Origin of the sequence: Paractinoplanes ferrugineus (genome assembly GCF_016862195.1) — a bacterium.
GTDB lineage: Bacteria > Actinomycetota > Actinomycetes > Mycobacteriales > Micromonosporaceae > Actinoplanes > Actinoplanes ferrugineus.
Genome location: NZ_BOMM01000021.1, coordinates 23,083 through 37,439, shown reverse-complemented (window position 1 = coordinate 37,439; position 14,357 = coordinate 23,083). Strand labels below are relative to the sequence as shown.

Here is a 14,357-nt window from a genome sequence, read left to right as displayed (position 1 = left end):
CCGGTGATCCGCGAGCCGAGGAGGACCCGCTGACCGCGCCGCGCACGCCGAAATATCAGGCCATCGCCGCCGACCTGGCCGCCAAGATCCGCGGCGGGGAGCTGCCACCCGGGTCGGCGCTGCCGCCGCAGAAGGAGCTTTGCGGGTCGTACGGCGTCACGCTCGCGACCCTGCGGCAGGCACTGCGGCAACTCGAGAACGACGGTCTGCTCTCCCAGCAGCCCGGCCGGGGCACGTTCGTCGCCGAACCGCGGGCCGCGTACCGGCTGGATTCGCTCCGGGGTTTCGCCGAGGACCTGCGGGCGCAGGGCCAGACCGTGAGCACCCAGATCCTCGGGCAGCAGATCCGCAAGCCGCCGGCGGCGGTGGCGGACCGGCTCGGTGACGTGGCCCAGACGCTGCGGCTGGAGCGGTTGCGCCTGGTCGCCGGGCGCCCGGCGGTGCACCAGCTGTCGTGGATCCGCGACACCGAGCTGTTCGGCGCCGACTTCAGCGGCACCTCCCTCTATGCCGCGCTGGCCGACCGCGGCGTCGTCGTGCATCGCGCCGCCGAGACGATCCGGCCCGGCGTCCTCGACGAGGACGCCGGCGACCTGCTGAAGCATCCGGTCGGCACGCCCGCCTTCATCTCCGAGCGGATCACGTACGGCCTGGACGACACTCCCCTGGTCTTCGACCGGGCGACGATCCTCGGCACCGCCATGGAGATCCGCACCGAGCGGGCCCTCACCGGACTGTCGATGCGGTGGAGCACCCATCCGCGGTGACAGCGGTGCGGGCGTGAACCACGCCACTCGGGTTGTTGCCAGAGGTTGGCAACAACAAGAATGCGAGACGTGGCTTCGAAGAGACGACACGAGCTCGCGAGCATCGGCGGGATGTCGGCGTTCATCGTGTTCCTGCACGTGGTCGGCTTCGGCCTGCTGTTCCTGGTGATCGTGCCGGCGCACTACCACGTCGGGGCGGCCGGCGTGTACGGCGTCGGGCTCGGTGTCACCGCGTACACCCTGGGCATGCGCCACGCGTTCGACGCCGACCACATCGCCGCCATCGACAACACCACGCGCAAGCTGATGGGCGGCGAACGCCGCCCCCTGTCCGTCGGTTTCTGGTTCTCGCTCGGCCACTCCAGCGTGGTGTTCGCCCTGTGCCTGCTGCTCGGCCTGGGCATGCGCTCGCTGGCCGGTCAGGTGGAGCGCGACTCGTCGACGCTGCAGCAGGTCACCGGCGTGATCGGGGTGAGCGTCTCGGGCGTCTTCCTCTACGTCATCGGGGTCATCAACCTGATCCTGCTGGTCGGCATCTGGAAGGTGTTCCGCCGGATGCGCCGGGGCGACTTCGACGAGGCCCAGCTCGAGGCCCATTTGAACAACCGCGGTTTCCTCAACCGCATCCTGGCGAAGGCCGGCGGTGCGGTGACCAAGCCCTGGCAGATGTACCCGATCGGGCTGCTGTTCGGCCTCGGCTTCGACACCGCGACGGAGATCTCGCTGCTGGTGCTGGCGGGCGGTGCGGCGGCGTTCGCGCTGCCCTGGTACGCCGTGCTGACACTGCCGGTGCTGTTCGCGGCCGGGATGAGCCTGCTGGACGCGGCCGACGGCGTCTTCATGAACTACGCCTACGGCTGGGCGTTCGCCAAACCGGTCCGCAAGGTCTACTACAACCTCACCATCACCGGCCTGTCGGTGGCGGTGGCCCTGATCATCGGCACCATCGAACTCGACTCGGTGATCACCGAGAAGCTCGGCATCACCTCCGGCCCGCTGGCCGCGATCGGCCGGCTCGACCTCAACTACGTCGGCTTCGTGATCGTCGGCCTGTTCGTGGCGACGTGGGCGGTGGCCCTGCTGGTGTGGCGGTTCGGCCGTATCGAGGAGAAGTGGGACGCCCAGCTAACGCAACCGCCGGTGGACCGCCTCGATCGCGTTTGACGGCACCCCGATCTGCCGCAGGTAGGGCACCGGACCGCCGTAGAGGACGTCGACGTGGTTGAGGGTGCGGGCCATCGCCCCCGGCACCGCCTCCGGGCTGCGGTCGTAGTCGGCACAGATCGCCGCCGGCGTCACCCCGGCCACCGCCAGGGCCAGGGCGGTCAGCCCGCCGGTGCGGTCGCGGCCGCCGTGACAGTGGATCAGAGTGCCCCCCGGCGGGGCGGTGGCCAGCGCGCAGAAGGCCCGCGCGATGCGGTCGCCGTTGTGGTCGAGCATCGGACCGTACGAGTCGTGCGGCGGATCGTAGGACAGCTCGTCCTCCAGCAGGGGGACATGCATGTAGATCGGGTCGCCGGCGAACGGGTTGGGGTGCCGCTCGCACTCCCACGGCCAGCGCAGGTCGACGATGCGGGTGATGCCGGCGGCCCGCACCGCGGCGATCCCCGGCGGGGTCAGCCGGAAAAGGCCGTCGGCGCGGTAGAGGACACCCTCCCGGGTCACGCCGCCGTCAGTGGTGGGGAGACCGCCGAGGTCACGGGCGTTCCGGCAGTCGGGCCAGTCGAGAACGACTGCGGCTGGGAAGTTGGTCATGGGGGTCCGCCTCCCGGCTCAACTGCCCTCCAGCCTACTTGGGCGGCGGGTCCGACCAAGCCGCTCGAAGGTCCTTCTTGGTGGTCTGCCACCATTCGCGGAACTCCCCGCCGAGATCCCGGAACGCCTGCCGGTAACCGGGATCGTCGAGGCCCGCCGCCAGCAGTTCCAGCCAGCTGAGCCCCCACATCAGCGGCGCCATCACCAGGGCCGGCAAAATCAGGATCCAACGGCCGGAGATCGCGTACGACGCCAGGAAAGCCACCGCCACCACGACCGCCGCCAAGCCACCGACGTTGGCCCGGCGCATCAGCGGGGGCAGCAGCGGCAGGCAGCGCCACGGCAAGCGGCCGGCCGGGACCAGCACCCGAACCGCGAACCCGGCAAGGACAACGGCGAGCACCCCGGCGAGGATGCGGGCGAACGTCAGCGCGTGCGTCCACCAGTGCCCGACGACCAGGAACGCGCACACCAGCAGCACGCCGACGGCCAGCCCCCGGCGCAGGCCGCTCAGCACGCCCCGGATCGGCCACGTCATCGAGATCAGGTCGGGGCGCGCCGGGTTGTCCCGGGCGACCTCCCGCAGACCCCGCATGGAGCTGCGCACCTGCAGACGTTCGGCGTCGAGCATGGCGATCAGCCAGCGCCCGTACGCGTTCTCCGGGTCGATCGCCAGCGCCCCGTACGCCGCCGTCGTGGCCGCCTCCCGGTGGCCGGCGCCCCGTTCCACGTCGGCGACCGTCAGCAGCGCCTCGACCGAGCGCGGCGCCATCGACAGGCCACGCGCCGCCGCCGCGCGAGCCTGGTCATGCGCGTTCGTCGAGGCCAGCGCGCGGGCCAGGACCAGGTGCGCCGACGGATCCAGCGGGGCGAGCCGCACCGCCTCCCCCGCCGCCACCACCGCCTCCTTCGAGCGGATCAGCAGGATCAGGCTCTCGGCCCGCTCGGCGTGCGCGTCGGCCAGATGCGGCGCGGCCTCGACCGCCGCCGTGGCGGTCGCCAGCGCCGGAGCGTATTCCCGGCGCAGCCGCAACACCGAGGCGAGCAGCGTGAGCAGCCGACCGTCCCGCGGCGCGTCGGCGAGGCCGTGGCGCGCTGCCCGCTCCGCCTCCTCGTATCGCCCGACCTGGGCGAGATGCCGGGCCTCCCGGTAGAAGTCCGTCAAGATCGCTTGCGCTTCTTCAGGTAGGCCGCGAGATCGTCGTATTCACCGCTCTCGTTGGCGAACATCGCCACGTTGCGGGCCGTGGCGAACCACCCGTCGGTCGACGGGCGCACCTCGCGCACGGCGGCCACCATGTCGGCCTGACCGATCATGCGGATCTCCCCCGTCGCGATCGAGTCACGCATCGCGAACTCGGCCGCCGTCTCACACAGGTGGGCCAGGTCGGCGCCCGAATAGTGCTCGGTGATCTCGGCGACCTTGCCCAGATCGATCCCGGCGACCGGACGATCCCGCAGGTGGTACTCCAGGATGGCGGCGCGGGCCGGCTTGTCCGGCGGCAACACCAGCAGCGTGCGGTCGAGCCGGCCGGGCCGGCGCAGCGCCGAGTCGATGTCCCACGGCGCGTTGGTGGCGGCGAGCACGAACACCCCGTCGTTGTTGCCGTCCACCCCGTCGAGCTCGGTGAGCAGCTGATTGACCACCGTGCGCATCGACGACGAGTTGAGCTGGCTGCGCTTGTGGCCCAGCGCGTCGATCTCGTCGAGGAACAGCACGCACGGCGCATGGCCGCGCGCCGACTCGAACAGGTCGTGCAGGTTGCGCTCGGAGCTGCCGATCCACATGTTGAGCACGTCGGTGATCGACAGCGAGATGAACGAGGCACCCATCTCACCCGCGACGGCCCGCGCGAGGAACGTCTTGCCGCAACCGGGCGGACCGTACAACAGAAGGCCGCCCCGCAGGCTCTTGCCGAACAGACTCCGCAGTTTCGGGTTTTTCAACGGCCCCAGGAAGGAGACCTCAAGACGCTTCTTGACCTCCTGCATGCCACCGACGTCGGCGAGCGTGATGGTGGACCGCTCGACGTCGAACGCGCGGTCGGCGTGCCCCTGAACCGGATCGGGCTCGTCGGTGGTCTTGGCGAACCGCGGCGGCACGATGTCCCCGAGCTCCTGCTCCATGGCCACCCAGTCGACCGAATCGCCACGCTTCGCCGGCTCGGGACCGAACTCACCCAGCTCGGCGCCCTGCTGTCCCGGCCCGCCCTGCTGCCCCGGCCCGCCCTGGTTCCCCGGCGCGGCGCCGGGCGCGCCCTGCCTCCCCGGCTCGGGGACGGGGGCCAGCGCGGCGGCCATCAGGCGTTGCGCGGCCGCGTTGCCCGGGTCACGGGCGAGCACTTGAGCCGCATGCCCGATCGCCTCCTGGCCGCGAGCCGCCCCGACAAGCAACTCAGCCAGGTGCAGGCGCAGCGTCAGATCGTCGGGCCGGGCCTCGACGGCCGCAACCAGACTGTCGATCAGGGGCGAGTCGCTCATGAGAACGAATTATGCCCGCCCCCGCCGACAAGATCTCGGCCCCCGTCACCGGCCCCCGTCACCGACCTCCGTCACCGGCCCCGCCGAACGAGACGGCGTCGGCGGCGAGCAGGGCATGAGCCGCTCCAGCAGCGCCCAGCAGTCCTCAGTGGCGAAGTATCGACGTATTGGTGGTGCCGCGATCCAACCTGGCACGCAGGAGGCAGCGATGAACGGCGCCCGACAGCCAAGAGCCAGTAGGGCAAATGCGTAATTTGCCCAGCTTTCAGCCCACTGATGGCGTCGACAAGCAGCAACTTCCTTGAAAGGCCCCCTCAATTCGTCTGGAGGCCCCTGTTTCAAGGAAGCTGTGGTTCACCGGGCGCCCGGACGGCCCTCAACCTGAGCCCGCGGTGCCTCATACATCCACGCGAGCGATCACGACCGGGTAGCCAGGAGCGGTGGCGGCTCAGCAGGGTGGTGACATTTACGACTTGAACTGATAAATCGGCTCAGCGACCGACTGAAGGGGACCGCCGCGAGCAGGGCGGGGCGAACTGACGGGGGACGCGGGAAGAAGGGGACGGGGGGACGGGGGCGAAACCACCGGGGCACGGGGCGGGACGACGGGGCGGGACGAACCACAGCGGTGGGCCAGTCGACAGGGGCAAGGGCGGAAGCTAGCGTCCGGCCCGCTGACGGCAGGTGGACGACGGGGATGGCGCATGGCACGACGGCCCAGCCAGCTCCTCACGCCGACGGCGGCGCGCGCCGGTCGGCTGGTCAGCGAGGCATTCGCGGCCTCGGGCGCGGCCATCACTACCGGGTGCTGACTTCGCTGTACACCGACGGCCCGGGTCTCCCCCGTCGCCGGCCGACTGGCGGGGGCGTACGGAAAAAGGCCGCCGGAAAGCCGGCGGCCTTTCTCGAGGAGTAACCGAATGCTCAGCCCGGTCGGCGGTAACCCGCGATCGGGCCCCGTTCGATCGTCGCCATCCGCACATGGTCGCCCGTGTGCGGAGCATGCACCACCATGCCGCCACCGATGTAGATGGCCACGTGGTGGAGGCTGCCCGGGTAGTAGAAGACCAGGTCGCCCGGCTGAAGGTCGTCGCGTGACACCGCCTTGCCCTCGTTCCACTGGTCTTTCGTGTAGTGGTCGAGGTTGACGCCGACGCTGGCCCACGCCTCTTTCGTCAGACCCGAGCAGTCGTAGCTGTTCGGGCCCTCGGAACCGAAGACGTAGGGCTTGCCGAGGAGGTCGCACGCACGCTGCGCCGCCCGGCCGCCCTTGTCGTTGGTGTAGGTGACGGGACACGGACCGGTCTTGTACGGGCCGTCGGACACGTCCGCCGTACCGTACGCCTGGATCCGTAGCTTCTGCAGGTCGTTGATCTTCTTCTCGATCGCCGTCTTCTTCTTGGCCAGGTCGGCGTCGCGCGCCGCGATCGAGGTGGTCAGCAGGTCCAGATCGGACTTGATGCCGGTGTACTTGTCGCGCAACTTGGCGACGCCGGCGATCTGTTCCTGCTGGTGCCGGGCAAGCTGATCGAGGTAGGTCAGCTTGTCGGTCAGCCCGGTGGGCGAGCCCGTGATCAGCATCGCGTGCAGCGCGCTGGGCGAACCCTGCATGTAGGCGTCCGTCGCAAGACCACGCACCTGGGCCAACGCCACGTCCACCTGCACCTGGAGCGGCGTGATCTGTTTGGCGAGGCTCTTCTGCTGGGCCTGGTTCTGGAGCAGTTTGCCGTGCACGTCGTTGTACTGCTCGATGACCGGCTCGAGCTCGTTCCACTGCTTGTCGATCTGGGCCTCGACACTGGCCGGCGAAGGTGCCGCGTGCGCCACGGAGGGTCCGGCGAGAACGACCCCGATCGCGGCGGCAGCGCTGACGAGGCCGCGCAGAACTGCGGCGCGACGCGCCCCAATCCGTTTCACGTAGGTGCGTAGTCCTTTCTTCCCTCGCCGCCGACCGGGTTAGCTGACGGGTTCGGGCGGGAAGCGCGCCCGGCCGCACGAAGCGGCTTCACCCCAACTGCTCGGGTCCCCGGTTCACCTGTCGGTGATTAGGCGGTGGTTCGTCAGATCGTCCGGATGGACGATGGGGGGCTGCCGAACCGGGGACCACCGTACTCCGGATCAAGTCGGTAACTGAAGCGGCCACGACCAGGAAACTGCATGCTCAACCACGGCTACCGAGGGTTATCTCAACGGCCATTCATCCAGCGCCGCATGGAGCCACGGCACCACGAGTATCACGGTGGGTAGCACCAGCAGGCCCAGGGCGGCCGCCGCCGCGACGGTGTCGAGGGCGACGGACCGGTGGTGCGACGACCCCAGCCGGGTCAGCCTGCGTCGGCGTGCATCACCCTTGGGATCGGGCGCGACGTCCTCCGTCAGGGGGACGGCGTCGGTCAGCCGCTCCAGCGCGGCCTTGAGCGGCGCGGGCCCGGCGACGCGACTCGCGGCATCGTCGGCCACCATCTCGAGCAGCAGGTGTACGGCGTCCAGCGGCGCCCGGCTGCGCAACGGACGGGGCACCGCCCGGTAGAACGCGGTGAACGACTCCATCACCAGCTCGTGGTGGTGCCGCAGGTGGGTCTGCTCGTGCGCGAGCACCGCGTCGATCTCCGGCCGGCTGAGGATCCGCAGCACCCCGTCGCTGAGCACGACCCGCCCCTGTCCCCCGGCCACGCAGTAGGCCAGCGGCAACGCCCCCTGGAGCACGCGCAGGTTCTCGACGCCGAGTTCCTCCCGCTGCTCCGCCCGGTCGAGCAGGTCGACCAGGGTGCGGTGCTTCTCGCGGCGGGCCCGGGACCGTTTGGAGACGCCGTAGAGCGACCAGAGCAGGCGCAACACGATGCTGGCGGCGATCAGCAGGGCGCCGATCAGGGCGGCGGTGGCGATCGGCCGGCCCGACGTGCGGGTCAGCTCCTCGGGGGCGGAGAGCACCACCCCGAGCGCGCAGAGCACGCCGGTCAGGGTGATCGCCTGCCAGAGCAGCACGGCGGCGGCCGGCGCCCGGTCGGGCCAGCGCGCCCGGGCCAGGATGCCCGGGACGACGAGCGAGAGCAGCAGCCCCAGCGCGCCGAGCAGGAAGGCGGTCACTTCTTCCGGGCGGCCTCGATGGCGGCGGCCAGGGCGTCCGGCGGGAGCTGACCGACGAAGTAGGCCAGGGCGGCGTCCTGGTCGGGGGTGGCGCTGAGCGCGTCGAGCATGACCGACGCGGTCATCTCCTCGCGGGTCTGGGCCGGCGCGTAGCGGTAGGCCCGGTCGGCCTTCTGCTGCACCACCACGCCTTTCTTGGCGAGCCGGTCGAGCACGGTCATGACGGTCGTGTAGGCGAGGTCGCGATCACGGCTCAGCGCCTCGTGGACCTGCCGCACCGTCAGCGGCTCGGCGGCGGCCCACAGCCGCGCCATGATCTCGCGCTCGAGATCTCCCAGTGCCATGTGAGCCACTCTACTGCACGGCGTCGTACTACGCGGCGTAGTATCTACTACGCGGCGTCGTACTCGTCGCTGAGGAGGCTTTCTCATGGACGTGCTGGACCTGACCCGGCTGCAGTTCGCGGTCGTGACGATCTATCACTACTTCTTCGTGCCGCTGTCGATCTCGCTGGCCGCCGTTGCCGCCGGGCTCGAGCTGGCCTGGCTCCGTACCCGCCGCCCGGCCTTTCTGGATCTGACGAAGTTCGTCGGGAAGCTGTTGATCGTCACCTTCGCCGTCGGTGTCGTCACCGGGCTCGTGCAGGAATTCCAGTTCGGCATGGGGTGGAGCGCGTTCGCCAAGTTCTACGGCGACGTCTTCGGGCCGACCCTCGCCATCGAGGGCATGCTCGCGTTCTTCCTCGAGGCGACGTTCCTGGCGATCTGGTATTTCGGCTGGGACCGCCTGCCCCGCGCCCTGCATGCCGCGACCATCGTGATCGTCTCGCTCGGCACCGTGCTGTCCGCCTTCATCATCCTGGCCGCCAACAGCTTCATGCAGAATCCGGTCGCGTACGCGCTGGACCCGGTCACCGGGCGGGCGCACCTCACGTCGTTCCGTGAGCTGCTGCTCAACAAGGTCAACCTGGCGGCATTCCCGCACACCCTGGCCGGCGCCGCGATGGTCGGCGGTGCGCTGCTGCTGGCGATCGCGGTCCGGCGCCTCGCCGCCGAGCCCGCCCACCGCACCCTGGCCCGGCTGGGCGCCTGGCTGATGGCGGCCGGCGGCGCCGCCACCGCCCTGACCGGCGACCACCTCGGCAAGGTCATCACCCAGGTCCAGCCGATGAAGATGGCCGCCGCCGAAGCGCTCTACGAGACCACCAAGGGCGCGCCGTTCTCGCTGTTCACCATCGGCCACCCGCTGCCGTCCTTCGCGCTCGACCTCCCGTGGCTGCTGTCGATCCTGGCCAAGGGCTCGCCGACGGCCACCGTGCAGGGCATCGACGACCTGCAGGCGCAGTACGCCGCCCAGTACGGGCCGGGAAACTACGTACCGATGATCCCGGTCGCCTTCTGGACGTTCCGGCTCATGATCGGCGCCGGCATGCTGGCCGCCGCGATCGCCGCCTACTACCTGTGGCGTACGCGTAGCAAGCGCGCCGCCCCGACCTGGCTGATCCGCTGGTTGCCGTTGATCCCGCTGCTCCTGGCGGCGGCGAACACGTTCGGCTGGATCTTCACCGAGACCGCCCGCCAGCCGTGGATCGCGTTCGGCATCTCCACCGTCGCCGACGGCATCTCCCCCGGATTGACCAGCGCCGAGGTCCTCGCCTCGCTTATCGGATTCGCCGCGATCTACGGGATTCTGGCGGTCGCCTGGTTCCGGGTGATCCGGCACATCGCCCGCCGGCCCCTGCGGGTCGCGCCGGAAACGGCAGCCGAGACCCCCGAACCCGCGCCCGTCTACTGAGGGGACCCGTCCCGTGATCACCTTCTGGTTCTGGATCGTCGTACTCGCCTGGGTGCTCTTCTTCGTCCTGGAGGGCTTCGACTTCGGCGTCGGAGTTCTGGATCCCCTGCTCGGCCGTTCCGAACACGAGCGAACAGCGATCGTGCGCACGATCGGACCGTTCTGGGACGGCAACGAGGTCTGGCTGGTCGCCGCGATCGGCGTGACGTTCGCCGCCTTCCCGGCGTGGTACAGCGCCCTGCTCTCCGCCCTCTACCTCCCGATGGCCGCGTTGTTGCTGCTGCTGGCCGTGCGCGGGGTCGCCCTGGAGTTCCGTGGAAAGGTCGACACGTCGTCGTGGCGGCGCCGTTGCGACCTGTTCCTGGCGACCAGCTCGGCCGCGATCGTGTTGCTGTGGGGCGCACTGCTCACGGTCTTCGCCCGGGGCGTGGCGCTGGGCCCCGACGGCTCGGTCCGTGGCGCCGGGCTGTCCCGCAGCCTGTCGCCGTTGCTGACCTGGCCGGCGTTGCTGGGCGCGGGCGCCGCGCTGTTCGCCGCGCTGCTGCTGGGCGCCACGTTCCTGAGCCTGCGCACCAGCGGCCCGGTCCGCCGCCGGGCGGCCGGCCTGGCCCGATGGCTCGGTGCGGCCGGCGCCGCCGCGCTGGTGATCGCCGGCATCGCCACGTCGTCCCGCCTGGTCCTGGTGGCGGCCGCGCTGTCGCTGGCCGCCGGCATGCTGGCCCGCAGCGGCCGGGAGGCGCTTGCCTTCGCCACCACGGCGGTGGCGGTGGCCGGCACCGTGGTGACGGTCCTGACCGCCCACCCCGGCGTGGTGCTGCACAGCACCCTCGACGAGGCCTGGTCGCTGACCCGGTCGGGGGCTGCCGCCACCCCGCAGGCGTTGACTTTGCTCACCTGGTGCGGCGTCGTGATCCTGCCCGGCGTGCTGGCCTACCAGTCCTACTCGTACTTCGTCTTCCGCCGCCGGGTAGCCAGCGAACGGGTTCCGTCATGACCCGGTCGACCCGGCGCGGCCCGATCGACCCGCGCCTGCTGCGCCACGCCCGGACCAGCCGCCGCGGCATCGTCACCCTGGCCGCGCTGGGCGCCACCCAGGCCGCCACGACCGTGGCGATCGCCGCGTCCCTCACCCTGATCATCGCGGCCCAGCGCCGCTGGGCGATAGCGCTGTTACTTGCCGCGTACGCCCTCCGCGCGGCCCTGTCCTGGGCGGAGCAGGCGGTGGCCGCCCGAACCGCCGCCGCGGTGACCGACGAGCTGCGCCGGCGCCTGCTCCGGACGGTGCCGGAACGTGGCCCCGCGTGGCTGGCATCCTTCGGTGCGGGCCGGCTGACCGCGGTGCTGACGTCGGGTCTGGACTCGCTGCGCCCGTGGTTCACCGGCTATCTCCCCGCCGTGCTCCTGGGCGTGGTCCTCCCGCCCCTGGTGATCATCGTGATGGTGCTCGTCGACCCGGCCTCGGGCCTGATCGCGCTGGCCACCCTGCCGCTGATCCCGCTGCTGGGCGCCCTGATCGGCTGGGCGACGGAATCCCGCGCGAAACAGCGCTGGCAGGCCGACGCGCGGCTGGCCGGCCACTTCCTGGACATCGTCCGCGGCCTGCCCACCCTTCGGATCTACGGCCGGGCCGAGCGCCAGACCGAAGCGATCGCGACCCTGACCGATCGGCACCGGCACGCCACCATGCGCGTCCTCAAGGTCGCGTTCCTGTCCTCGACCGCCCTCGATCTGGTCGGCACCCTGTCCGTCGGCTTGATCGCGGTGGAGGCCGGCCTCCGCGTCGCCGCCGGCCACCTCGCCCTGGCCCCGGCGTTGCTGGTGATCCTGCTGGCCCCCGAGGCCTACCGCCCCCTGCGCGAGATGGCCGCCCGCTACCACGCCGCCACCGCCGCCACCGCGGTGATCGCCGACCTGGACGAGGCCCTGACCCCTACCTCCCCCCAGCCCGCCGCCCCGACCTCCCCCCAGGCGGGCGCCCCGACCTCTCTCCGGGCGGGCGCGCCGGTCCGGGTCGGCGGGCCTGCGCCCGGTGTCGGCGGGCCCGGTGTCGGCGGGCCCGGTGTCGGCGGGCCCGGCGTCGGCGTGGCGGGGCTGCGCGCCGGCTATCCCGGGGCGCTCGGTGACGCCCTCGACCTGCCCGAGCTGACCGTGGCCCCGGGTGAGATCGTCGCGCTCAGCGGCCCGTCCGGCGCCGGCAAGACCACCGCCCTGCGCGTGCTCGCCGGCCTGCACCCGGCCACCGCCGGCACCGTCACCGCGGGGGAAACCCTCTACCTCCCCCAACGCCCGACCCTGCCGCACGCCCGCACGGTGGCCGACCTCTTCCCCCCGGACGCCGGGGTGGTGAAGTCAGCGGGCTCCCGCAACGCGGCGCTGGCGACGGTCGGCCTGGCGGGCGAGCTGAGCGGCGACACCCCGCTCGGTGAGCACGGCACCGGGGTGTCCGCGGGGCAGCGGCACCGCCTGGCCCTGGCCGCTCTCCTGCACCGCGCCTCGGCCGCCCCCACCACCCTGCTGCTCGACGAACCGACAGCCCACCTCGACGCCGACACCGAACGCCAGGTGATAGCCCGGCTCCGGGCCGCCGCCGACGCCGGTTGCGCGATCCTGGTGGTCGCACACCGCCCGGCCCTGCTCGCCGCCGCCGACCGGACAGTCCCGCTGACCGCCCCGCCCCGGACCACCACCGCCGCCCAGCCCGCGCACCCCGCGCACCCCGCGCACCCCGCGCACCCCGCGCACCCCGCGCAAGATCATCGGCTGGGGTCCGGGGCGGGGCGGGACCAAGCCGAGGAGAACGGGCCGGCGGCAACCCCCGAGCCGGTGCGGCGACGAGTGCGGTGGGCGTCGGGCCGGTCGGTGGCGGTTGCTCTGGGCAGTGGTTCGTCGCTGGCCGGGGTGGTGCTGACCGGGGCGGCCGCGTGGCTGCTGGTCCGGGCGGCTTCCCTGCCGCCGGTTCTGACCCTCTCGGCGGCCGTGGTGCTGGTGCGGGGCAGCGCGGTGGCCCGGCCCCTGCTGCGCTATCTGGAACGTCTGGTCGCGCACGACACGGCGTTCGCTCGCCTCGGTGCTCGCCGGGCCCGCGTCTACGCCGACCTGGTCTCCCGAGTTCCCGGACCGCGCCTGCGCCGCCGCGGCGAGCTGCTGGACCGGATCGCCGCCGACGTGGACGCCCGCGTCGACGGCCTGCTCCGGGGCCGGCTTCCGGCGGCGAGCGCGGTCCTGACCCTGGCCGTGGTGTCGCTCGCCGCGATCGCCGTCGCCCCGGCGGTGGCCGGCCCGCTCGCCGCCGGTCTGGTGGTGGCGGCGGTGCTCGCGCCGGCCGTCGCCGCCCGGCAGACCACTCGCGAGGACCACGCCACCGCGACGGCCCGGGGCCGTTTGAACGACGCCGTGGTGGAGACGATCGACGGCGTGGAGGACCTTCCGGTCGCGAACGACGTACCGGCGCACCGGAGCCGCGCCCTGGCCGCTGCCGAGTTCCGGGCGGCCCGCACCGCCGGTCAGGCGACCGCCACAGCGCACCTGGGCTGGGGCGTCGCCGCGGCCGGTACCGCCTGGGCGCTGACCGGCACGGCCCTCACCCCGGAGTGGACGGCCGTCCTGCTCCTGGCGGTGGTCGCCCTCGGCGAGACCGTTCTGTCCCTGCCCGACACCGCCATCGCCCGCCGCCGCGACGCCGGCGCCACCGCCCGCTTGGCCGAACTGACCGCCGCTCCGGTCCCGGCCGGCTTCTCCTCGGGCGCACCCGAGGCCGGACCGCGACCCGAGCGCGAAACAGCGCCGGCCGGGGCGATCGGCGGCCTCACCGTGCGCGGGCTGAGCGCGGGCTGGGACCCGGCGCGGGAGCCGGTGCTGCGCGACCTCGACCTGGACCTCCCGGCCGGGGCCCGGGTCGCGGTCACCGGTCGGTCCGGGTCGGGCAAGTCGACGCTCGGTGCGGTGCTGGCCCGCCTGCTCGACCCCGCGGCCGGCACCGTCCTCGGCGGAGACGGGCGAGACCTGCGGGACCTGCCCGAGTCGGCGGTTCGCGGCCGGGTCGTCCTGGTCGGGGACGACACGGGCCACATCTTCGCGTCGACGGTCCGGGCGAACCTCCGGCTGGCCCGGCCCACCGCCACCGACGCCGACCTGCACGCGGCGCTGGGCCGGGTCCGCCTCGGCGATTGGCTGGCCACCCTCCCGGACGGACTCGACACCTGGCTGGGCACCGGCGGCACCACGATGTCCGGCGGTCAGGCCCGCCGCCTGGTCACGGCCCGCGCGCTGCTGGCCGACCCGGAGATCCTGATTCTCGACGAGCCGACCGAGGGCCTCGACGAAGACCTGGCCGAGGCCCTGATGGCCGACCTGCTGGACGCGGCCACCGGCCGTACGATCCTGCTCCTGACCCATCGCCGCGAAGGCCTGGACCGGGTCGATCAGATCGTCGACCTCAACGGCCGCCTGACCCCCTCGGGGGTCGGCTGAACC

The 14,357-nt window shown here is 72.2% G+C and carries 11 protein-coding genes and 1 riboswitch; of the genes, 5 read left to right on the top strand and 6 right to left on the bottom strand.

Annotated features, from left to right (window positions below):
• Together Afe05nite_RS13680 and nicT are read left to right on the top strand one after the other, a co-directional pair.
• Window positions 1-767 (top strand): GntR family transcriptional regulator (locus Afe05nite_RS13680; RefSeq protein WP_438868098.1); only part of this gene is annotated, 767 nt, incomplete at its 5' end.
• 69 nt (window positions 768-836) lie between these two features.
• On the top strand, window positions 837-1,931 hold the full coding sequence (nicT, locus tag Afe05nite_RS13675) for a Nickel transporter NicT (protein WP_239117798.1): 1,095 nt from the start codon (window positions 837-839) through the stop codon (window positions 1,929-1,931).
• Here nicT and Afe05nite_RS13670 read toward each other — a convergent pair.
• From Afe05nite_RS13670 to Afe05nite_RS13645, 6 genes are all read right to left on the bottom strand, one after another.
• Window positions 1,893-2,522, bottom strand: a complete 630-nt coding sequence (locus Afe05nite_RS13670; RefSeq protein ID WP_203817444.1) for a tyrosine-protein phosphatase — start codon at window positions 2,520-2,522, stop codon at window positions 1,893-1,895. The genes nicT and Afe05nite_RS13670 overlap by 39 nt on opposite strands.
• A 34-nt stretch (window positions 2,523-2,556) precedes the next feature.
• The gene (locus Afe05nite_RS13665) at window positions 2,557-3,687 is read right to left on the bottom strand and encodes a tetratricopeptide repeat protein (protein WP_203817443.1); all 1,131 of its coding nucleotides are present in this window, start codon (window positions 3,685-3,687) and stop codon (window positions 2,557-2,559) included.
• Window positions 3,684-5,003, bottom strand: a complete 1,320-nt coding sequence (locus Afe05nite_RS13660) for an ATP-binding protein (RefSeq protein WP_203817442.1) — start codon at window positions 5,001-5,003, stop codon at window positions 3,684-3,686. Before Afe05nite_RS13660 ends, Afe05nite_RS13665 begins: the two co-directional genes overlap by 4 nt.
• A 924-nt stretch (window positions 5,004-5,927) precedes the next feature.
• The gene (locus tag Afe05nite_RS13655; RefSeq protein ID WP_203817441.1) at window positions 5,928-6,920 is read right to left on the bottom strand and encodes a C40 family peptidase; all 993 of its coding nucleotides are present in this window, start codon (window positions 6,918-6,920) and stop codon (window positions 5,928-5,930) included.
• A 13-nt stretch (window positions 6,921-6,933) separates the two neighbouring features.
• Window positions 6,934-7,065, bottom strand: a riboswitch (cyclic di-AMP (ydaO/yuaA leader).
• A 119-nt stretch (window positions 7,066-7,184) separates the two neighbouring features.
• Window positions 7,185-8,090, bottom strand: a complete 906-nt coding sequence (locus Afe05nite_RS13650) for a M56 family metallopeptidase (protein WP_203817440.1) — start codon at window positions 8,088-8,090, stop codon at window positions 7,185-7,187.
• Window positions 8,087-8,434 (bottom strand): BlaI/MecI/CopY family transcriptional regulator, encoded by a 348-nt coding sequence (locus tag Afe05nite_RS13645; protein ID WP_275407469.1) that lies wholly within the window; start codon window positions 8,432-8,434, stop codon window positions 8,087-8,089. The genes Afe05nite_RS13650 and Afe05nite_RS13645 overlap by 4 nt, the downstream gene beginning before the upstream one ends.
• Before the next feature lie 85 nt (window positions 8,435-8,519).
• Between Afe05nite_RS13645 and Afe05nite_RS13640 the strand changes: the two genes are divergently transcribed.
• From Afe05nite_RS13640 to cydC, 3 genes are read left to right on the top strand one after another with little or no spacing between them, the layout of a single operon-like run.
• Window positions 8,520-9,884: a cytochrome ubiquinol oxidase subunit I gene (locus Afe05nite_RS13640; RefSeq protein WP_203817438.1), complete on the top strand. Its 1,365-nt coding sequence runs from the start codon at window positions 8,520-8,522 to the stop codon at window positions 9,882-9,884.
• A gap of 13 nt (window positions 9,885-9,897) precedes the next feature.
• The gene (cydB, locus tag Afe05nite_RS13635) at window positions 9,898-10,878 is read left to right on the top strand and encodes a cytochrome d ubiquinol oxidase subunit II (protein WP_203817437.1); all 981 of its coding nucleotides are present in this window, start codon (window positions 9,898-9,900) and stop codon (window positions 10,876-10,878) included.
• The gene (gene cydC, locus Afe05nite_RS13630; protein WP_203817436.1) at window positions 10,875-14,354 is read left to right on the top strand and encodes a thiol reductant ABC exporter subunit CydC; all 3,480 of its coding nucleotides are present in this window, start codon (window positions 10,875-10,877) and stop codon (window positions 14,352-14,354) included. Before cydB ends, cydC begins: the two co-directional genes overlap by 4 nt.
• The last annotated feature ends 3 nt before the right edge of the window (window positions 14,355-14,357 follow it).

Bases quoted from the DNA above. Each gene is read 5' to 3' on its own strand.
- Afe05nite_RS13670 (WP_203817444.1), bottom strand. From the start codon at position 2,522: ATGACCAACTTCCCAGCCGCAGTCGTTCTCGACTGGCCCGACTGCCGG.
- Afe05nite_RS13660 (WP_203817442.1), bottom strand. From the start codon at position 5,003: ATGAGCGACTCGCCCCTGATCGACAGTCTGGTTGCGGCCGTCGAGGCC.
- Afe05nite_RS13645 (WP_275407469.1), bottom strand. From the start codon at position 8,434: ATGGCACTGGGAGATCTCGAGCGCGAGATCATGGCGCGGCTGTGGGCC.
- Afe05nite_RS13640 (WP_203817438.1), top strand. From the start codon at position 8,520: ATGGACGTGCTGGACCTGACCCGGCTGCAGTTCGCGGTCGTGACGATC.
- cydC (WP_203817436.1), top strand. From the start codon at position 10,875: ATGACCCGGTCGACCCGGCGCGGCCCGATCGACCCGCGCCTGCTGCGC.